Origin of the sequence: Nonomuraea sp. 3N208, from assembly GCF_052245935.1 — a bacterium.
Taxonomy (GTDB): Bacteria; Actinomycetota; Actinomycetes; order Streptosporangiales; family Streptosporangiaceae; genus Nonomuraea.
Map to the genome: position 1 here is coordinate 58,697 of NZ_JBQQBR010000021.1, position 20,932 is coordinate 79,628.

Genomic DNA, 20,932 nt, shown 5'->3' on the forward strand with positions numbered 1-20,932 from the left:
GCCTTTCTACGAGTATGCCTTCACTTCCAGCAGCCCGACCGAGGCCTGGCCGCTCTGCAGCGCGACCCGGAGCCTGGTTGTGGTCACCGGGTTGAACGTGACGCGGTTGTAGGCGTTGAGCGCGGTGGGGTAGGTGCCGGGGATGTCGGCGTAGGCGCTGCCGGTCCAGTACTGGAGCTTCCAGGAGGCGGGCAGCCGCACGCCGCCGCCGTCGTCGAAGAAGTACACGTCGGCGGATCTGATGGTCTGGGCCGAGGACCAGGTCAGCTCGGCCCATTGCGCGCCGGTGTTGGGCCAGGTGCCCCAGCGCCGGTTGACGGTGTCGTTCGAGCGAGGCGGGTCGATGCCGTCGTTGATCGCCGCGACGTTCTCCCACGGCGAGGTGTACGAGGCCGACGGCGTCGCGCTGCCGGCCACGTTCGTGGTCGTGCCGCCGCCGTTCCCGACGTTGAGGGTGAACGTCCTGGTCAGCGGCGTGCTGAGCCGGTCGTAGTCGCGGAGCTGGACGGTGAACGTGGACGTCCCCGCGGTGGTCGGCGTTCCGGTGACGGCGCCCGTGAAACGGTCGAGGCTCAGCCCGGCCGGCAGCGAGCCGCCTGTGACCTGCCAGTCGTAGAACGGCACGCCGCCCTTGGCCTCCAGCGTGTGCTGGTAGGCCGCGCCCGGCGTGGCCTGGGGGAGCGAGGTGGTGACGATGGACGGCGGCAGGAACGGGGTGAGGTTGCGGTTCAGCTTCCAGCCGGCGTTCTCGGCCACCAGCAGGGCCAGCTTGGTCAGCATCCACCTGCGGGTGGGGAACAGGTGGGTCCAGCCGCCGCTCTGCCCGCTGATGCGGTCCCAGTACCGCTGCTCGCCCGGGATGTGGTAGCTGCTGTCGAGCGGCACGGCGTAGCCCTGGTAGGCGACCACGTCCGGGTCGTTGCCGCCCGAGGAGACGTAGGAGCGCATGCCGGCCCAGTCGCTGTGGAAGGCGACCGCGTGGCCGTACTCGTGCATGACCAGGCCGTGCACGTCGAGCACCGAGCCCTGGATCTCCGTCCGGTACCAGTCCTCGTCGGCCAGGGAGGTGAACAGCTGCTTGTTCGCCTCGTCGTACTCGAAGATCATCGCGGTGGAGCGGTGCAGCGGGCCGGGGAGCTGCTGGCCGCCCCGGGTGCTGTAGCGGCCGTTGTTGGCGGGGTAGCCGGTCGAGTACGGGGTCTGGATGCCGCGGAAGAACACGTACATGCCGTTGTAGGCGGCGTTGTTGGTGACGTTGATCGTGTTCTGCCAGTCGTTGCCCGGCAGGTGGTTCGGCTCTGCCCCGGCCGCCACGGTGTCGAACGGCTGTATGTCGAAGAAGCGGAACCAGTCCTTCACCGCCTCCTCCGACGCCGTCCGGAAGGTGGCGTCGTTGAAGTATCCGGTGATGTTGTCGAACCGGTAGTCGAAGGCGATCGGGAGAGTGGGCTGCAGCGCGGTCTTCTCGTCCTGCTGCACCTCGATCGGCACAGACTGCTGGTACGTCGTGCCGTCCGCGTCCCTGACGTTCAGCCGGAGCGTGTAACTTTCATCCTGGCCGGGGCCGCGCTTGGAGTGGATCGCCAGTTTGAACGTCTTCTGCTCGGCGGCGCTGGCGAAGGTCAGCGTCTTGGTCGCGCCGGTGGCGGTGAGCTGGCTGGGCAGGTCCATCATCAGCCTGGAGGTGCCCTCGGCCTTCAGCTCGACGGTGACGGGATAGCGCACGTCGGGCGGGGGTTTGACGGTCAGCTCGACGTAGGGATTGGCCAGGTAGCCCTGCCAGTCGACGAGCTTGACGCCGTAGTCGTTGACGGTCCTGCCGAACATGTCGACGACTTGGGCGGTGGGGGCGGCGGCGTGCGCGACCTGCGGCACGCCGGTGAGTAAGGAGGTGCATAAGAGCGCCGCTACGGACAGACGCGTGCGGCGGAACCCACGGTTCATCGTGACTCCTCCACCAAGGTTGGGAATACCTTTTCCCACGCGCACAGTAAGGTGTTACACAGCACTGGTCAATCATCGAAGTTGATGATCTACAACGTAAAGGCGTCAAGAGGTCGCGCGGCGGGTCGACTCCCGCAGCACCAGACTGGCCGGGACGATCGTCACCCCGCCTTCGGACGGCTGTCCGGCGATGGCGTCGAGGATGTGCCGGGCGGCCAGCCGGCCGATCTCGCCGAGGTTCATGTCCACGGTCGTCAGCGGCGGCCGGCAGCCCAGCGCCATCGGCTCCCAGTTGTCGAACCCCACCAGCGCCACGTCCTCGGGCACCCGCCGCCCCCGCTCGCGCAGCGTCTCGGCCACCCCGCGGGCGATCTGGTCGCTGCCGCAGAAGACGGCGTCCACGTCGGGCGCGGCGTGTAGCAGCACGTCGGCCCCCTGCCGCCCCCACTCCTCGCTCCACTGCCCGAACAGGATCTCCCCGGCCGGCTCGAGTCCGGCCTCGGACAGGGCAGTGGTCAGCCCGTGCGCCCGCCGCCGCGCGGCCTGGAACCGCTGCGGCCCCGTCACGTGCCCGATGCGGGTGCGTCCCGTCGCCAGCAGGTGCCGGGCGGCCAGCGCGCCGCCGCCCTCGTCGTCCGGGATGATCGACACGTCCGAGTCGTCGGTGGACTGCGTCATGGCGTACACGACGGGAACCGGCAGGTCGCGGCCGATGCCCGGGCGCGGCTCGGTGCGCCGGCCGGTGACGATGATGCCCTCGACCCGCCGGGCCAGCAGCCGCTCGACGTAGTGGCGTTCTCTGATCGGGTCGTCGCGCGTGTCGCACATGAACACCGAGATCTGCCCGGCGCCCAGCGCGTCCTCCGCGCCCAGCATCACGGGGATGCTGAACCGCCCGAAGCTGTCGCCCGTGACCAGGCCCACCGTGTAGGTGCGCCCGGCCAGCAGCCCCTGGGCGAGCGGATTGGGCCGGAAGCCGAGCCGCTCGGCGGCGGCGAACACGCGGTCGCGGGTCTCGGCGCGCATGCGGCCACGCCCGTTGAGCGCCTTGGACGCGGTGCCGATCGACACGTCGGCGGCGGCCGCGACGTCCCTGATCGTGACGCTTCTCGCGATCTTTTCCGAGGGGTTGGCCAACCGACTCCCCTTTCGCGGTCATCATGTGACACGCACAGTCTTGCTCTTGACCAGTGATGTATCACACCTTACTCTCCGATTGAGCAAACCTATTCCCAAGTTTTCTCAGCGAGGTCAGAAGCTCAATGCAGCAGATCCCCGGTCCCGCCGTACCCTCCAGCCGGGCCGTGTTGCGCCCGATCGGCGTCAGCGACGCCGTCATCACCGGCGGGCCGCTCGCGCGGTGGCAGGAGATCAACCATGAGGCGAGCATCCCGCTGGGCCTGGAGCAAATGGAGCGCTCGGGCGCACTGCCCAACCTCCGGCGGGCCGGAGCTCGGGCGGGGGAGGACGACAGGCCCTTTCAGGGGTACCGGTTCCAGGATTCCGATCTCTACAAGCAACTCGAGGCCGTCTCGTGGGAGCACGTGCGCTCCCCGGAGCCCGGCTACGCCGCGTTCGTCGAGCAGGCGTCGGCCGTGCTGGCCAGGGCGCAGCGGCCCGACGGGTACCTCAACTCGCACTACCAGGTGGTCAAGCCGGACAAGATCTACGCCGAGCTGGAGTACAGCCACGAGATGTACTGCGCCGGCCACCTGTTCCAGGCCGCGGTGGCGGCCGCCCGCGCGGGCGTCGGCGACAGCCTGCTCCCGGTCGCGCGCCGCCTGGCCGACCACCTCGTCGAGGTGTTCCTCACCGGCGGCAACGACGGCATCGACGGCCACGCGGAGGTCGAGACCGCGCTGGTCGAGCTGCACCGGCTGACGGGCGAGCGCGCCTACCTGGACCTGGCGGCCAAGCTGATCGACAACCGTGGCAAGGGCCTGATCGCCGACAGCGGCATGGGCATGCTCTATGCGCAGGACCACCTGCCGGTACGCGAGGCGGACACCGCGGTCGGCCACGCCGTGCGCCAGCTCTACCTGGACGCTGGCGTCGTCGACGTCTACCTGGAGACCGGCGACGAGTCGCTGCTGGAGAGCTCGGTGCGCCGCTGGGAGGACATGGTCGCCACCAAGACGTACATCACCGGCGGCCACGGCTCGCGCCACGACGGCGAGGCGTTCGGCGAACGTTACGAGCTGCCTTCCGACCGCGCCTACAGCGAGAGCTGCGCCGCGATCGCGAGCATCCACTGGAACTGGCGGCTGCTGCTGGCCACCGGCCACGGCCGGTACGCGGACCTGATCGAGCGCACGCTCTACAACGCCTTCGCCGCCTCCACCTCGGCCGGCGGCACCCGCTTCTTCTACGTCAACCCGCTGCAGCGCAGGGACGACCTCGTCGAGGACGCCTACCTCGGGCGGCGCAGGGAGTGGTTCGCCTGCGCCTGCTGCCCGCCGAACATCATGCGCCTGGTGGCCTCCCTCGGCGGCTACCTCGCCACCGAGACCGCCTCCGGCCTGCAGCTGCACCAGTACGCGGCGGGCCGCATCGAGGCGGCGGGCGCCCGCGTGCGCGTGGAGAGCGACTTTCCCTGGGACGGCGTCGTCCGCGTCACGGTGGAAGAGGCGCCGGCCGGCGACTGGGAGCTCGCCCTGCGCATCCCGTCCTGGAGCGAGTCCACGTACGTCGACGACGTCCCCGCCCGGGCCGGCGAGGACGGATATTTCCGCATCCGCCGCTCCGCCTGGCGCGCCGGCGACACCGTCGAGCTGCGGCTCGACATGACGCCCAGGCTCATGCGCCCCCACCACCGGATCGACGCGGTCCGGGGCAGCGCGGCGCTGCAGCGCGGCCCGCTCGTCTACTGCTTCGAACAGGCCGACCAGCCCGAGGGCGTCGAGGTGGACGACCTCGCCATCGCCCCCGACGCCGTGCCGCGCCCGATCGCTCGCGAGATCGAGGGCATCGGCCGGACGGTACTGCTCGAGATCGACGCCGCAAGCACCCTCCGCGAGCCGCGCGGCGGACTGCCGTACTCCTGCACCCCCCTGGCGACCAGCACCAGCGTGACCGCGACGGCCATCCCCTACTTCCAGTGGGACAACCGCGACGGTGGCGCGATGCGGGTCTGGATCCCCCTCGCGTAAGGAAGCACGCCGATGAAGAGACGTGACCTGTTGAAGCTGGGCGGGCTCGCCGCCCTCGGCACCGCCGCGGCGGCCTGCGGCAGCGGCGGCGGTTCCGGCTCGGCCGGGAATACGCAGTTGCAGTTCATGTTCTGGGGCTCGACGTTCGAGAAGGCGGCCGTCGAGCGCATGCTCAAGCAGTACGCGCAGAAGAACCCGGGCGTCACCGTCAAGCCGCTGTTCACCCCCGACGAGTACGACGTGAAGCTCAACACGCTCGTCGCCAGCAACAAGCTGCCGGACGTCGGTTACGTGCCGATGTCGATGTCCTTCCGCCTGGGCGAGCAGGGCAAGCTCGTCAACCTGTTCCCGTACCTGCAGAAGTATCCGCAGCTGGCCGGCTACCTGCCGGAGGCGTACTTGTGGAGCGGCCAGGACAAGCTGCACGGCATCGCGACCGCGAACGAGTCCATGATGTTGTGGTTCAGCAAGGCCGCCGTCGCCGCGGCCGGGGTGACCCCGCCGGCCGACGCGGCCTCCGCCTGGACGTGGGACCAGTTCGTCGAGAACGCCTACAAGCTCACCCTCGACCAGAACGGCAAGCGCCCGGACGAGTCCGGCTTCGACCCCAAGCAGATCAAGCAGTTCGGCATCTCCAGCAGCATCACCTACGGCGCCGCCTGGTACGGCTTCCTGCGCAGCAACGGCGGCGACATCGCCGACGAGTCCGGTAAGAAGTGCACGCTGGACTCGCCGGAGGCGATCGAGGTCTTCCAGAACCTGCAGGACCTGATCTACAAGCATCGGGTCGCGCCGGGCCCCGGCCAGCTCGCCGCGACCGGCGACGAGGTGCCCGGCTCCAACATCCTGCTCAAGACCAAGCGGGTGGCGATGGTGGTGGACGGCCACTGGAGCCTGCTCGACATGAACGAGAGCAAGGTCGACTACGGCATCGGCGTGCTGCCCAAGTACGAGGAGCCGTTCACCGCCACCCAGGTGGCCGGCGCGTCGGCGGTGTTCGCCGGGAGCAAGCACGAGCAGGAGGCGGTGGAGCTGTTCGCCTTCCACAACGACCCGCGCTACGTCGATCTGTTCAAGCAGGGTCTGTGGATGCCGCAGGAGAAGAAGTACTACGAGGACCAGGCCGCCATCGACTCCTGGACCAAGAACGCCGAGCACCCGGCGGAGTTCCGCACGGCCGTCGTGGACTACACGCGCGAGCACGGCGTGCCCGACTTCCGCAACCGCGTCAAGAACATGTCCGCCATCAGCAGCGACGTGCTCACCCCCGCCCTGCAGGAGCTCGAGACCGGCAAGCGCCCGGCCGCCGAGATCCTCAAGGAGGCCACCCCCAAGATCACCAGCATGTTGCAGGGCTGGCACCACTCCCAGGCCCTCTGATGCGCCGCCTGGAAACCCGCTGGGGCATCCTCATGGCGCTGCCCGCCATCCTCGGGTTCCTGATCTTCACGATCGGCCCGATGGCGGCCTCGGCCTTCTTCAGCCTGACCGACTGGACGATCGGCGCCAGCCCGTCGTTCGTCGGGTTGGACAACTACACCGCCATGGCCCGTGACGAGCTGTTCTGGACGTCGCTGACCACCACCACGTACTACACGCTCGGCTCGGTCCCGCTGGTGCTCATCGTCAGCTTCGTCGTGGCCTTGCTGCTCAACCAGAAGGCCCGCGGCCTGGCGGTGTGGCGGACCATCTTCTATCTGCCGACGCTGGTGCCGGCGATCGCCAACGTGGTGCTCTGGATCTGGATCTTCAACCCGGACTTCGGGCTGCTCAACTCGCTGCTGCGGCAGGGCGGGCTGCCCGGCTCCCAGTGGATCTACGCCGAGTCCACCGCTGTGCCGTCGCTGATCATCATGAGCACCTGGGGTTTCGGCAACACCATGGTGATCTTCCTGGCCGGGCTGCAGGGCGTGCCGCGGCACCTGTACGAGGCCGTGTCCATCGACGGCGGCGGGGCGTGGCGGCGCTTCTGGCACGTGACGCTGCCGATGATGACGCCGACCATCTTCTACAACCTGGTGGTCGGCGTGGTGGGCACCTTTCAGGTGTTCAACCAGGCGTACGTGATGACCGAGGGCGGCCCCAACCACGCCACCCTCTTCTACGTCTACTACCTGTTCCGCAAGGCGTTCACCGAGAGCGAGATGGGCTACGCCAGCGCCCTCGCCTGGACCCTCTTCATGATCATCATGGTGGTGACGTTCCTGATGTTCAGGAACGCCCGCCGCTGGGTCTACTACGAGATGGCAGGTGCCCGATGACCGCCGTGGTGGCCCCGGACCGAACCCGCGCCCGGGGCGTGGCCCCCACGCACGGGCTGCGCAAACCTCGCAGGTACGGCCGGATCCTGCTCTACGTGGCGCTGCTGGCAGGGTCGATCCCGACCCTGCTGCCGTTCGTGTGGCTGGTGCGCAGCGCGCTCATGCAGGACAGCCAGATGTTCGTCTCGCCGCCGGAGTGGATCCCCTCGCCGTTCCAGTGGTCCAACTTCAGCGAGGCGCTGACCACGCAGCCCTTCGGCCGCTACTTCGTCAACACCCTCGTCATCGCCGTCATCAGCGTCCTGGGCACGGTGCTGACCTGCGCGGTGGCCGCCTTCAGCTTCTCCCGGCTGCGCTGGCGCGGCCGCAACGTGGTGTTCGCGCTGCTGCTGAGCGGCGTCATGCTGCCGTACGCGGTCACGCTCATCCCGACGTTCGTGATGTGGCAGGAGCTGGGCGCGCTGGACACGATCGCGCCGCTCACCGTGCCGAGCTGGTTCGCCGGGGCCGGCGGGGGAGTGTTCAACATCTTCCTGCTCCGGCAGTTCTTCCTGACGATCCCCTTCGAGCTGGACGAGGCCGCCTACATCGACGGGGCGTCGCCGTGGCGGGTGTTCTGGACGATCGTCATGCCGCTGTCGAAGCCGGCGATCATCGTGGTCACCATCTTCACGTTCATCGGCACTTGGAACGACTTCCTCGGTCCGCTGCTCTACCTGCAGAGCGAGGAGAACTACACGCTGTCGCTGGGGCTGGCGTCGTTCCAGAGCATGTACCTGACGCAGTGGGGCTACCTCATGGCGGCGTCCGCGGCGGTGATCGCGCCGATCATCGCGTTGTTCTTCTTCCTGCAGCGCTACTTCATCGAGGGAGTCACGCTGACGGGGATCAAGAACTGACCGCGCGGGCGCGGTTCCCCTGGCATGCTGTCGTGAGCCTCTAGGGGAAGGTGCCCGGTTGACCGACGAACAGCATGATGAGCTCTTCGCCGCTCTCTTGACCCGCGCGCTCGGCGAGCCGGAGCTGCTCGCGAGCATGAAAGGCCCCGACGCGCCCTCCGCGGAGGAACTGCGGGCCGCGGCGACGGCTAGGCGCGCCCACATCATGAGCCAGGTGCGCGGTGCCCAGGAGCGCTACCAGACGGCCGCCGCGGAGCAGCGGGCTCGAGAGCGGAGGCGCCGGCGGCGCAAGGCCATGTCGCTGGTGTCCGGGTTCGCGGCGGCACTGGTGTTCTTGGCAGCGGCCGTCGCGTTCGGCTGGGACCAGGAGCTGCAGGGCGCGCTCGCCGAACGCCGCCCTGTCTCCGTCGGCGGGATCCTCGGCACGAGCGCGGCCTTCCTCGGAGGGCTCACCGTCGCGGGGGTGTTCGCCGGATTTCTCACCTGGTGGTTGTTCTACCTGCTCTCACCACGCGTGCGGGCGAAGGAGTCGGCCGCACTCGACGGCCGGGCGGCCGGGACCCTCTTCGTGGCGGTGGGAGCGACGATGCTGGCCGTGGCCATCATGCTCGCCGTGAGTGCCGGAGATGTCGCCTGGCAGCTCGCCTACCAGCGGCTACCCGGGCCGCAGGCAGGCTACGGCTGGCAATGGGCGGTCTTCGGCGGCGCGGTTGTGGTTCTCCTGGCGGCATTCCTGTGGATCTTGGCCTCGACTGGCATCCCCTTCGCCAAGGGCATGGACGAGGCCGACATCGACCGCCTTGCGAGCGACTGGCACACCGCTTTGTACGAAAGCCTGCTGGGCTTCCTGCGCGCCAGGATCAGCGAGCAGATGAGCGAGCAGGCTGCCCAGAGATACGCCACCACGCTCGCGCTCGGCCCCACCCCCGGTCTGCGTCGCGTCCGTGGCCTGGACTGGCACGTTTCCACCCCTGCGGAAGACCGGCTTTTCATGGTCAGCAGTGGCATGGACGGCGGCAGCATCGCGCTGGCCGGGCCGCGGGGAGTGGGCAAGACAGAGCTGCTCAAAGCCTTCAGCACAGGAGACGGCGTCGCCGAGGCCAGGCTGGCCGTCGAGCTGACCGCACCGGTGAGCTACGATCGCCGCGAGTTCATGCTTCACCTGTTCGCCAGGCTCTGCGAACGAGTGGTGGCCGCCGATCTGAAAGCCGCCGCCGAGGCCCGCCGGCATCTCCAGCACATCCGCTACCTGCGCACCACCTCCGGCGAGGTGAACATGGGCGGAGGCCTTGGCGGCTGGAACCTGTCGGTCAAACGAGGCACGAACCAGACCCGCCAGCCGCTGTCTTATCCGGAAATCGTGCAGCTGCTGACGGACTTCATGTCAGTGGTGGCGAAGGAACTCGACGGGGCACGGCCCAGCCGGCGGCTGCTGATCGCCATCGACGAGCTCGACCTCATCATGCCGGTGAGCAGCGCCCGCGACTTCCTCAACGAGCTCAAGGTCGTCTTCGACGTGCCGCACTGCCTGTTCGTGCTGTCGGTCTCCGACGAGGCGCTGAAGGAGGCCGACCTGTCGGCCACCGGCCGTAGGGACGCCTTCGACAGCGCCATCGACGAGGTCGTCAGGGTCGAGCCGCTCGACTACCGGACCGCGGTGAGACTCCTGAACACCAGGGTCATCGGCCTGCCTGAGCCGTTCGCCGCGTTGTTCTACTGTCTGTCCGGAGGCATGCCGCGCGAGCTGCTGCGCACCGCCAGGGCGGCGGTCGCGCTCGTCACCCCCGACGGGTCGCGCCCGCTGGCCGAGATCAGCGCCGCGCTGGTCGAGCGCGAGCTGGCCAGGATCGCCAACAGCGCGGGGAGCGGGGCGGCCGCGCCGGAGGAGCTCCTGCAGTTCTTCCGTGCGGACCTGGTCTCCGAACAAGGAGGGCTGCGCGAGCTCGGCGATCGGATTGCCGAGCACGCTGCCATGCTGCCCGACGGCGCCCGGCTCGGCATGACGCTCGCCAACCGCGCCTACTTCCTGGACACCGTGTCGGCGATCTTCTCGGCGACGCTGTCCAAGGAGCAGGTCATCTGGGCGTCGCAGCTCGGTCACCCCGGTTCGTTCCCCGCCCTGGCGCGGGCCCAGCACGAGATCGGTGCCGCCGACACGCTGGCCAGAGCCACCCTCCAGAAGATCCGGGAGACATGGCGGCTTCCTGCCCTGCCGCCCATCCCCTCGCCACGCTGACACTCGCCGCGCCGGCCCTTGCCGCTCGGCTCGCGCGGGCTTGCCACACAGTCCCTCCTAGGTCTCGTGGAGATATCGATTCCTGCGGTTAACGAGCTTGGAACGGGGACTTCTTGACGGTCGGCCTGTCGGCTCCTACATTGCTCAGAAATCGATTGCTCGCCCCTGAGCTCTCAACATCAGGAGGATGGTTATGTCGGCCTTCGAGAGGGTGACCCGCCGATCGCTGCTGCGTGGCGGAGCCGTCGTGTTGGGTTCGGCCATGGCGGCGCCGCTGCTGTCAGCGTGTGGGGGCGGGGGCAACGGCGGCAGCTCCAAGGAGCTGACGTTCTGGAACTTCTACGGTCCCAACCCGCAGGCGGACGCCCAGAGCAAGTGGTTCACCGACCTCGTGGCCGCCTGGAACGCCAACAACGAGGTCAAGGTCAAGCTCCACTACCTGCCGGTGTCCGAATACCTCGCGGGCACCGCGCTGCAGACGGCGTTCTCCGCCGGGCAGGGCCCGGACATCTTCCTGCTCAGCCCCGGCGACTTCCTCCGCTACTACAACGGCGGCGTGCTCTCCGACCTCACGCCGCATCTCAAGCCGGACCAGCTCGCCGACTTCGACGGCGGTGTGCTCGGCACGCGCAAGGTGGACGGCAAGGTCTACGGCCTGCCGATGGAGCAGGAGCCGCTGGCCATGTACTACAGCATCGACGCCTTCGAGCAGGCGAAGCTGTCGGAGGGCGACCTCCCCAAGACGTGGGACCAGCTGCTCGACGTCGCCGCCAAGCTGACCACCAAGGACCGCTTCGGGCTGCTGTTCGAGACCATCCCCGGCTACTACCAGAACTTCACCTGGTACCCGTTCATGTGGATGGCCGGCGGCTCGGCCGTGCCCGAGAACGGCGGGTCCGGCTTCAACGCGCCCGCGGTCCACAACGCGCTCAAGCTGTGGCAGGACGCGATCACCACCAAGGTCGCGCCGCGCAAGCCGCAGGGCGACGGCGCCGGCAACGCGCCCGCCAACCTGGGCAGTGGGTTCGTGGCCATGCAGCAGAGCGGCATCTGGTCGGTGTCGCAGATGGAACAGGGCAAGAAGGACTTCCAGTACGGCGTCTTCCCGCTGCCGGTGCCGGACGGCGGCACCTACACGACCGACATCGGCGGGTGGGCCTTCGTCGCCAACGCCAAGGGCGCCAACCCGGAGGCGGCGGCCAAGTTCATCGCCTGGGCCATGGCGGTGACCGACAAGGACGGGGTGGAACGGGGACGGCAGTGGAACACGGTTGTCAAGACCAACCTGCCCGCTCGCAAGTCCGTGCAGGAGGCGGCCAAGGCGGCGGGGGCGTTCGACAAGCCGGCGCTGAAGGTCTTCCTGGAGCAGGTCGTCCCCGGTGGCCGCGGCGAGCCCCGCTACACGCCCGAGGTGTACAAGGCCGTTTCCGACGCCATCCAGGCCGCCCAGCTGGGTGGCATCACCCCGGCCCAGGCGGCGGCCGACGCCGCCAACAAGATCGACACCTTCCTGAAGGGGTACAAGGGTGCCGCGATGCTCTGACCCCCGCGTCCGAGCAGCACCTCGATGATCTCCGCGACCTGCTGAGAAAGGCGACAAGCACATGGCCATTTCGGTCGACCCGGGCACGGCCGTCAGGAAGCCGCCTGACGCCCCGCTCCCGGTGTGGACCCGCCGTAGGCGGGAGGCCCTCGCCGGGTACGCCTTCGTGGCGCCCGACCTCATCGGCCTGCTGATCTTCGTCGGGCTGCCCATGGTGCTGGCCATCGGCGTCTCGCTGTTCAGCGTGGACGGGTTCGGCGGCTACACCTTCGTCGGACTGGACAACTTCCGGCGAATGGCCGAGGACACCCAGCTCTGGCAGAGCGTCAAGGTCACGCTCACGTACGTGGTGATGTTCGTGCCGATCGGCTTCGTAGTCAGCCTCGGGCTCGCCCTGCTGGTCCGCGACCACTTCCCCGGCGTCGGCCTGGTGCGGACCATGTTCTTCCTGCCGCACGTCATCAGCCTCGTCGTGGTCGGCGTGGTGTGGCAGTTCCTGCTGGTCGACAAGCAGGGCGCGGTGCCGGCCCTGCTGCGGCCCTTCGGGCTGGGCGAGGTGTCGTTCCTGGGCAACCCCGCCCTGGCGCTCGGGTCGCTGGTGATGATCAGCATCTGGTTCCTCATGGGCTACCAGATGCTGATCCTGCTGGGCGGGCTGAAGGACATCCCCAAGGAGTACGAGGAGGCGGCGCGCGTCGACGGGGCCACCGCCTGGCAGCGCTTCCGCCACGTCATCTGGCCGCTGCTCCGCCCGACCAGCTTCTTCGTGCTCGTCAACTCCACCGTCGGCGCGGTGACCGGGCTGCAGGCCTTCGACCTGGTCTACGTGCTGACCAAGGGCGGCCCGGCGGGCAGCACCTCGACCGTGGTCTTCTACATCTACCAGCAGGCCTTCACCTTCAACAACTACGGCTACGCGGCCGCGCTGACCACTGCCGTGGTCGCCTTCCTGGTCGTGGCCACGGGGCTGATGTTCGGCGCGACGAAGGGAGGCAGGTTCGATGTCGGTTAGGTTGCGCGCGCTGGCCGGGTACGTGCTGGCGGCCATCACCGTGGCGCCGCTGGTCTGGCTGCTGGTGTCGGTGCTCAAGCCGGCGGACGAGCTGTTCCAGGTGTCGGTGCCCAGCAGGCTCACCCTGGACAACCTGCTCTACGTGCTGACCGAGGTGCCCATCGGCCGCTACATGCTCAACAGCGCCGTCGTGTCCGTGGCGGTCACGGTGGTCGCGCTCGTGCTGCACTCGATGGCGGCGTACGCGCTGGCCCGGCTGCGGTTCCCGGGCCGGCAGGTCATCTTCTCGGTGATCGTCTCCACGCTGCTGGTGTCGCTGCCGGTGATCCTGGTGCCGCTGTTCCTGGTCGCCCGGCAGCTCGGACTGCTGGACACGTACGCGGGGCTGATCCTGCCGGCGATTTTCCACGCGTTCGGGATCTTCCTGCTCCGGCAGTACTACCTGTCGATCCCGCGCGAGCTGGAAGAGGCCGCCGACCTCGACGGATGCGGATATTTCCGGCGCTGGTGGCAGGTGGTCGTGCCGCTCAGCCGGCCCATCCTCGCCTCCCTCGCCGTGCTGTTCTTCCTGGCCAACTGGAACGCCTTCCTCTGGCCGCTGACCGCCACCCGCGACCCGGACCTGCGCATGGTGCAGGTCGGGATCGCCACCCTCCAAGGCCAGTACGGCTCGGCCTGGAACTACGTCCTGGCCGCGACGGTGGTCGCGGCCGTGCCCACTCTGATCGCGTTCGTGCTCGGCCAGCGCCGCCTGGTCGAGGCGATCAAAACCTCAGGCTTGAAGTAAGGAACGGAGACACAGAATGACCTATGGCGAGTACGGCAGCAGCCTGCGCGACCTGCCCCGCCTGCGCACGTCCAGGCGCAAGCGGATCTCCAGCTACGACCGTACGGGCGGCAACGAGGACCGGCTGACCGTCCAGGCGGGCACCACCGTGACCCTGGCCGACATCGAGGGACCCGGTTCGATCAACCACATCTGGTGCACCGTGGCGCTGCCGCTGAAGGACGTGCCGGACGCGGTGGACGTCGACTACCTGCGCAGGCTCGTGCTGAAGATCACCTGGGACGACCAGGAGCACCCCAGCGTGCTGGTGCCGCTCGGGGACTTCTTCGGCATGGGCCACGCCAAGACCGCGAACTTCGTCTCCGCGCCGCTGCAGATGAGCCCGCAGGACGGCAAGAGCTTCAATTCGTGGTTCCACATGCCCTTCGCCGGCCGGGCGAAGGTGGAGCTGATCAGCGAGCTGTCGGCCGAGCCGGTGTTCTTCTACTACTACATCGACTACGAGCTGTTCGACTCCGCCGCAGAGGACCTCGGCTACTTCCACGCGCAGTGGCGCCGGGAGCGGCCCACCGACGGCGTCGAGCAAGGGACGCAGAGCAACCGCGAATACCAGGTCGAGGGCATCAACGACACCGGCGACGGCAACTACGTCATCCTGGAGGCCGAGGGGCGTGGCCACTATGTGGGCTGCGTGCTCAACATCAGGAACCTGCGCGAGACCAGCGACTGGAACTGGTACGGCGAAGGCGACGACATGATCTTCATCGACGGGGAGCCCTTCCCGCCCTCGCTGCACGGCACGGGCACCGAGGACTACTTCAACACCGCGTGGTGCCCGACGCAGACCTACCACGCCCCTTACCACGGCATCACCATGCCCGGCGGGGACAACTGGAGCGGGGAGATCTCCCTCTACCGCTTCCATGTCGAGGATCCGATCACCTTCACCGAGTCCATCCGGGTGACGATCGAGCACGGCCATGCCAACAAGCGCTCGGACGACTTCTCGTCGGTCGCGTACTGGTACCAGACGCTGCCCCACCGGCCGTTCGGGATCGCGCCCGTCGAGGAGCGCCTGCCCTTTCCCGCAACGTACTAGTAATCGATTTCCGGCTAGACTGGCCAGAAGATCATCTGCTGGACCTGCCTGCCATGGGATGGGACGAGGTTGCTCAAAATCCAAGATGTCGCGCGACATGCCGGGGTCTCCGCGGCGACGGTCTCGCGCGTGCTCAACGGCCGCTCCACGGTCAACCCCGAGCTGGCGGCGCGGGTGCACGCGGCGGTCCGTGAGCTCGGGTACCGGCCCAACGGCGTGGCGCGCAATCTCCGGCGCAGGCAGACCACGTTGTGGGCGGTGCTGGTCTCCGACGTCGGCAACCCGTTCTTCACCTCGCTCGTGCGCGGGGTGGAGGACGGCGGCCGGCGGTTCGGCTACTCGGTCGTGCTGTGCAACACCGATGAGAACCGGGCCAGGGAGGCCGAGTACATCGCGGTCGCGCTGGCCGACAACATGGCCGGCGTGATCATCTCCCCGGCCGACGACAGCACCGACATCAGCGCCCTCGTCGCCGCGGGGACCGCCGTGGTGACCATCGACAGGGAACTGGCCGAGACCGAGGTCGACGCCGTGCTGGTCGACAACGAGAAGGGCGCCGAGATGGCCGCGGCCCACCTGCTGGCGTCCGGCTACCGGCGCATCGCCTGCATCACCGGGCCGCGCCGGATGTCGACGGCCATGCAGCGGTTGCGCGGGTACCAGCGCGCGCTGCGGGCCTTCGGGTTGCCGCAGGACCGGGCGCTGATCCGGCACGCCGACTTCCGCGAGGAGGGCGGGTACTCGGCCATGGCGTCCCTGCTGGATGAAGGGGTGGAGATGGACGCCGTCTTCGCGGCCAACAACCTGATGACGGTGGGGGCCGTGGAGTGCCTGACCGAGCGGGAGGTGCCGATCCCGGGGCGGGTCGGGGTGATCGGGTTCGACGACATTCCGTGGGCCCGGCTGTTCCGGCCGGGGTTGAGCACGGTGCGGCAGCCCACGTACGAGCTGGGGCGGGTGGCGGCGCAGCTGCTGGCCGATCGGATCGACAATCCGGCTCGTCCCACGGCCCGGATGGTGTTGCAGACGGAACTGCATCTCCACGAGAGCTCCCGCCCCCGCCACCCGTGACACCGCGGCCCAGGCACCGCGGACCTGCCACCCCCCGGCGCCGCGTCGGGCGGGACATCCAGGCGGGGTGCTACTGGTGGGCTCTCCTGCTCAACTGTCGCTAGTTGTGAGTGGCGGTGAGGGCTCGCGGGTCCAGCGCGTCGAGCGGCAAGGCATACCAGCCTCCTCCCGGCGACTTTTGCCTTGATCCTCATCAGAAGGGTAGGCTACCCGCCGACATATGACGTGTCGCCGGTTGCCTCCCGCCTCCGCCGGACAACGGGTGTGCGGTCGGCAGGGGGCGGGTGCTTGTGGCGAGCAGGGATCCCCGGTTACAGCTGCGTTGGGGGCAGATCGGGGGGGGCCAGTGTTGCGGGACCGCCGCGCCGAGTGCGCACAGCTCAATGGCCTGCTCGAAGCCGTCCGAGGCGGTGAGAGCCGGGCGCTGGTGATCCGCGGCGAGCCGGGAGTGGGCAAGACGGCGCTGCTGGACTACGTGGCCGGGCGGGAGCAGGAGTTTCGCATCTGCCGCATCACGGGTGTTCAGTCAGAGATGGAGCTGGCCTTCGCCGCGCTGCACCAGCTGTGCGGCCCGATGGCGGATCGGTTCGAGCAGCTTCCGGTTCCGCAGCGCGATGTGCTGCGCACGGTCTTCGGGCTGAGCTCCGGGCAGGTGCCGGATGGTTTTCTCGTCGGGCTGGCCACGCTCGGCTTGCTGGCCGAGGTCGCCCGGGATCGGCCGCTGCTGTGCCTGGTGGACGACGCCCAGTGGCTCGATCGGGCGTCCCTGCAGGCCTTGGCGTTCGCCGCCCGTCGCTTGCTGGCCGAATCGGTGGCGGTCGTGTTCGCGGTCCGGGTCCCGGACGAAGCGTCGGAGTCGGCCGGTCTGCCGGAGTTGGCCGGTCTGCCGGAGATGGTGGTCACCGGCCTGCCCGATGAGGATGCGCGGACTCTGCTGCGTTCCGCACTCCCCGGGCTGTGGGACGAACAGGTGCTCGATCGGATCGTCGCTGAGACGCGGGGCAACCCCCTGGCGCTGCTGGAGCTGCCGAAGGAGTCGACCCCGGCAGAGCTCGCGGGTGGTTTCGGCCTGCCCAGCGCGCGGGTCCTGACCGGCCGGATCCAGGAGCTCTACCAGCGGCGGGTGCTCCGGCTCCCGCCGGAGACGCGGCGGTTGCTGTTGATCGCGGCCGCGGAGCCCGGTGGCGAGTCGGCCTTGTTGTGGCGGGCGGCCGACCGGCTCGGCATCGGCATCGAGGCGGCCACGCCCGCCGTGTCCGCCGGATTGGTCCGGATCGACGAGCGGGTACGGTTCCACCATCCGCTGGTGCGCTCGGCCGTCTACTGGGCGCCCCCGCCCGAGGAGCGGCGCCGTGCGCATCGCGTGCTGGCAGATGTCACCGACCCGCAGGCCGACCCCGACCGCCGTGCCTGGCACGCGGCACAAGGAACGCAAGGCACGGACGAGCACGTCGCGGCAGAGCTCGAACGCTCGGCCGGGCGCGCACAGGCCCGCGGCGGGCGGGCGGCGGCCGCGGCGTTCCTGACACGGGCGGTCGAGCTGACCCCCGATCCGGCCCGCCGCCAGGAGCGCGCGCTGGCTGCCGCGCAGGCGAGCCACCACGCGGGTACGCCGGACGCCGCACTGAGGCTGCTGTCCATCGCGGCGGCGGGCCCACTCGACGAGCGCCGGCGTGGCCGGGTGGACCTGCTGCGCGCCCAGATCGCCTTCGCCCTGGAACGCGGCAGCGACGCCGCCCCTTTGCTGCTCAAGGCCGCCCGGCAACTGGAGCCGCATGACGTGCCGCTCGCCCGCGAAACGTATCTGGAGGCGATCAACGCGGCGATGTTCGCCGGCCGCCTGGCCAACGGCGTCGGACAGCTCGAAGCGGCCCAGGCCGCCCGATCGGCGCCACCCACGGCACGGCGCCCACGCGCGACCGACCTGCTCCTCGACGGCACGACGACGCTGATCATCGAAGGGTACGACGCCGGGATACCGGCATTGAAGCCTGCGCTGAGCGCGTTCCTGTCACCTGATCTCCCCGAGGAGGAAGGGCTGCGCTGGCTGTGGCTGGCCAACGTGATCAGCGCGGGCCTGTGGGACCACGAGACCTGGAGTCGGCTCGCCACCCGTTTCGTCCGGCTCGCCCGGGAGACCGGCCAGGCCGCCGCGCTCCCTTTCGCCCTCACCACACGTACCGCTGTGCACGTGTTCGCCGGTGAGCTGACCGAGGCCGCTTCGCTGGCCGAGGAGGTGAGTATGGTCTCGCAGGCGATCGGCATTCCCCTGCCGCCTTATGCCGCCCTTTTCCTCGCCGCCTGGCAAGGCCGCGAAGCGGACTGCACAAGGTTGCTGGACGCTGTCGCGGCGGAGGGCGTGAGCAGGGGCGAGGGAAATGCACTGACCTTCGTCGGCTGGGCGAGAGCCATGCTCTGCAACAGCCTTGGCCAGTACGAGCAAGCGGCGGCGGCGGCGAGCGAAGCCGGCAGGCGCCGCGGGCCCGAAGTGGGCGCCGCGGCGACGTGGGCTCTCGTGGAGCACGTTGAGGCCGCTGCCCGGAGCGGCGCACCAGAGCAGGCCGCCGACGCGCTCAAGCGACTCGCCGAGATCACACGTCCAAGCGACACGGACTGGGCGCTGGGCGTAGAAGCGCGCTCCCGGGCGCTCCTCAGCACGGGCGCGGCCGCTGAGGACCACTACCGAGAGGCGATCGAGCGGCTCGGCCGCACAGCGGTCCGCGGGGAACTGGCCCGCTCCCATCTTCTCTACGGCGAATGGCTGCGGCGAGAGCGCCGTCAGCGGGACGCGCGCGAGCAGCTGCGTACCGCCCATGAGTCGTTCACCACGATGGGCATGGAGGCCTTCGCCCAGCGGGCCGAGCGCGAGCTGCTGGCCACCGGCGAGCAGGTACGCAAACGCACCGTCGAGACCACCAGCGAACTCACCGCGCAGGAAGCCCAGATCGTCCGGCTCGTCCGGGAGGGCCTGACGAATCCCGAAATCGGCGCCAGGCTCTTCATCAGCCCTCACACCGTCGAATGGCACCTGCGCAAGGTCTTCAGGAAGCTCGGTATCACCTCCCGCAGGCAACTCCAACGCCCCATCTCCGCCTAGGAAGGCGCTGGAAGCGTGCGAGGAGTGCGTTCACGACCGCCTGCGCCGGACGTTCTTCCGGGTCGTCCCGCTTCTGCCCGCCGCCGTTCAAGATCTCAACGGCGGGTTTCCGGCGCATGTCGCGGAACCGCCTATTGAGGAGGAGCGAAGGCGGCGGCACAGACACCACCAATGAGCCATGCCGTGCCTGACACCCCTCCACATCCGTGAGATCCCTCCACATCGGCGCCCAGACCGGTCGGCCGGGTCACGGCTGAAGCCTTCGAGGAATCGGTTCACCGTTGCCTATCTGTGATCTAAGCCAGCATTGACGACCCAAGGGGCGGGATCTAGCTTAGGGGAAATCGATTTCTGAGCAATCGATTTCTGTACTTCACAACGTATGGAGGTCAACGACCGTGGCACGTATCGGAGTCCTGAGCATCTCGGACGGGCGCGACTTCGTCGCCCGCGATCTCGTGGACCACATCGACGCCGCCACCACCACCCTGGCGGAGGCGTTGCGCAAGGAGGGCCACGAGGTGATCGTGGCGCCGGAGATCGTGTGGACCAACGAGCTGGCCACGTCGCAGGCCCGCTGGCTGGCCGACCGGCGGCCCGAGTTGACGATCTTCAATTACGCCGTCTGGGCGTTCCCGCATTTCACCATGCTGGCCGCGGAGTCGACGCCCGGGCCGCTGCTGCTCATGGCCAACATCGACCCCGCCCAGCCGGGCATGGTCGGCATGCTGGCCGGCGGCGGCGGGCTCGACCAGATCGGGCGGGTGCACGCCCGCGCCTGGGGCGACATCGCCGACCCGGCCGTCCGCGACCGGGTCCTGACCGAGGTACGGGCGGCGCAGGCCGTGCGGGGGCTGCGCGGGTCGACGTTCGGCAGGATCGGCGGCCGGCCGATGGGCATGTACACCGCGGTCGCCAACACCGACCAGTGGATGCGCACGTTCGGCGTGGACGTCGAGGAGATCGACCAGTGGGAGATCGTCCGGCGGAGTGAAAACGCCTCCCAGGCCCGCGTCACCGAGGCCCGCCAGTGGCTGGAGCGCATGGGCAACGTCCACTACGACGGCAAGCAGCTCACGCCCGAGCTGTTCGAGCGGCAGATCCGCGCGTACTACGCGATGCGCGAGCTCATCGACGAGTGGAACCTGGACTTCTCCGGCATCAAGGGCCAGCCCGAGCTGACCACCCACTTCTGCACGATGGACCTCGCCGAGTCGTTCCTCAACGACCCGTACGACTGGGAGGGCCCCAAGGAGACGCACGTCTGCGCGACCGAGGCCGACATGGACGGCGCGCTGACCATGCAGATCCTCAAGCTGCTGAGCGGCGACCCGGTGCTGTTCGCCGACGTCCGGCACTACCACGCCGACAAGGACGTGTGGGACCTGTGCAACTCCGGCCAGCACGCCACCTGGTACGCCGCCCGGTCCGACGACCCGGCCGAGAACCTCGCCAGGACGCACTTCTATCCCGAGGTGTTCTTCTTCCCGGCGGGCGGCGCCAGCGTCCACCACCTGGCCGCGCCGGGGGCCGCCACGTTCGCCCGCCTGACCCGCAGGGACGGCGCCTATCGCATGCACGTCATGCGCGGCGACTTCGAACTGTACGACGACGCCACCAACGAGGCCATGGCCAGGCAGTCGACGTTCGAGTGGCCGCACGCGTTCACCCGGCTGCACGTCCCGGCCACCGAGTTCCTCGGCCGCTTCGGCTCCAACCACATCCACGCCGTGCCGGGCGACTACGTCGCCGAGCTCCGGGCGGTGTGCGAGCAGCTCGGCGTCGCGTTCGAGGGTTTCGGCGATGCGGCTTAGCGCGATCCTTGGAGCGGGCG

Annotated in this window: 14 protein-coding genes; 12 read left to right on the plus strand and 2 right to left on the minus strand. The window is 69.0% G+C overall.

The features are described from left to right. Window positions 1–6: 6 nt before the first annotated feature. On the minus strand, window positions 7–1,944 hold the full coding sequence (locus tag ACTWPT_RS29905; RefSeq protein WP_443180809.1) for an Ig domain-containing protein: 1,938 nt from the start codon (window positions 1,942–1,944) through the stop codon (window positions 7–9). Window positions 1,945–2,049: 105 nt separating this feature from the next. Continuing rightward, window positions 2,050–3,081 (minus strand): LacI family DNA-binding transcriptional regulator, encoded by a 1,032-nt coding sequence (locus tag ACTWPT_RS29910; protein ID WP_443180810.1) that lies wholly within the window; start codon window positions 3,079–3,081, stop codon window positions 2,050–2,052. Window positions 3,082–3,206: 125 nt separating this feature from the next. Between ACTWPT_RS29910 and ACTWPT_RS29915 the strand changes: the two genes are divergently transcribed. The 12 genes from ACTWPT_RS29915 to ACTWPT_RS29970 all read left to right on the plus strand — a co-directional run bounded on the left by ACTWPT_RS29915 (window position 3,207) and on the right by ACTWPT_RS29970 (window position 20,912). After that, window positions 3,207–5,093, plus strand: a complete 1,887-nt coding sequence (locus tag ACTWPT_RS29915) for a glycoside hydrolase family 127 protein (RefSeq protein WP_443180811.1) — start codon at window positions 3,207–3,209, stop codon at window positions 5,091–5,093. A gap of 12 nt (window positions 5,094–5,105) precedes the next feature. After that, complete coding sequence (locus ACTWPT_RS29920) at window positions 5,106–6,473, plus strand: ABC transporter substrate-binding protein (RefSeq protein WP_443180812.1); 1,368 nt, start codon at window positions 5,106–5,108, stop codon at window positions 6,471–6,473. Further along, entirely contained in the window at window positions 6,473–7,354 is an 882-nt protein-coding gene (locus ACTWPT_RS29925; RefSeq protein ID WP_443180813.1) for a carbohydrate ABC transporter permease, read from the plus strand. The genes ACTWPT_RS29920 and ACTWPT_RS29925 overlap by 1 nt, the downstream gene beginning before the upstream one ends. Further along, complete coding sequence (locus ACTWPT_RS29930) at window positions 7,351–8,253, plus strand: carbohydrate ABC transporter permease (protein WP_443180814.1); 903 nt, start codon at window positions 7,351–7,353, stop codon at window positions 8,251–8,253. Before ACTWPT_RS29925 ends, ACTWPT_RS29930 begins: the two co-directional genes overlap by 4 nt. Before the next feature lie 58 nt (window positions 8,254–8,311). Then, on the plus strand, window positions 8,312–10,489 hold the full coding sequence (locus ACTWPT_RS29935) for a P-loop NTPase fold protein (protein ID WP_443180815.1): 2,178 nt from the start codon (window positions 8,312–8,314) through the stop codon (window positions 10,487–10,489). A 193-nt stretch (window positions 10,490–10,682) separates the two neighbouring features. Next, window positions 10,683–12,032, plus strand: a complete 1,350-nt coding sequence (locus ACTWPT_RS29940; protein ID WP_443180816.1) for an extracellular solute-binding protein — start codon at window positions 10,683–10,685, stop codon at window positions 12,030–12,032. Window positions 12,033–12,093: 61 nt separating this feature from the next. Then, window positions 12,094–13,044, plus strand: coding sequence for a carbohydrate ABC transporter permease (locus ACTWPT_RS29945; RefSeq protein ID WP_443180817.1), 951 nt, complete (start codon window positions 12,094–12,096; stop codon window positions 13,042–13,044). Then, the gene (locus ACTWPT_RS29950; RefSeq protein ID WP_443180818.1) at window positions 13,034–13,831 is read left to right on the plus strand and encodes a carbohydrate ABC transporter permease; all 798 of its coding nucleotides are present in this window, start codon (window positions 13,034–13,036) and stop codon (window positions 13,829–13,831) included. The genes ACTWPT_RS29945 and ACTWPT_RS29950 overlap by 11 nt, the downstream gene beginning before the upstream one ends. A gap of 16 nt (window positions 13,832–13,847) precedes the next feature. Continuing rightward, on the plus strand, window positions 13,848–14,930 hold the full coding sequence (locus ACTWPT_RS29955) for a glycoside hydrolase family 172 protein (protein ID WP_443180819.1): 1,083 nt from the start codon (window positions 13,848–13,850) through the stop codon (window positions 14,928–14,930). 69 nt (window positions 14,931–14,999) lie between these two features. Continuing rightward, complete coding sequence (locus ACTWPT_RS29960) at window positions 15,000–16,001, plus strand: LacI family DNA-binding transcriptional regulator (RefSeq protein ID WP_443180820.1); 1,002 nt, start codon at window positions 15,000–15,002, stop codon at window positions 15,999–16,001. Window positions 16,002–16,347: 346 nt separating this feature from the next. Next, complete coding sequence (locus ACTWPT_RS29965; protein WP_443180821.1) at window positions 16,348–19,098, plus strand: ATP-binding protein; 2,751 nt, start codon at window positions 16,348–16,350, stop codon at window positions 19,096–19,098. A 398-nt stretch (window positions 19,099–19,496) separates the two neighbouring features. Next, the gene (locus tag ACTWPT_RS29970; protein WP_443180822.1) at window positions 19,497–20,912 is read left to right on the plus strand and encodes an L-fucose/L-arabinose isomerase family protein; all 1,416 of its coding nucleotides are present in this window, start codon (window positions 19,497–19,499) and stop codon (window positions 20,910–20,912) included. The last annotated feature ends 20 nt before the right edge of the window (window positions 20,913–20,932 follow it).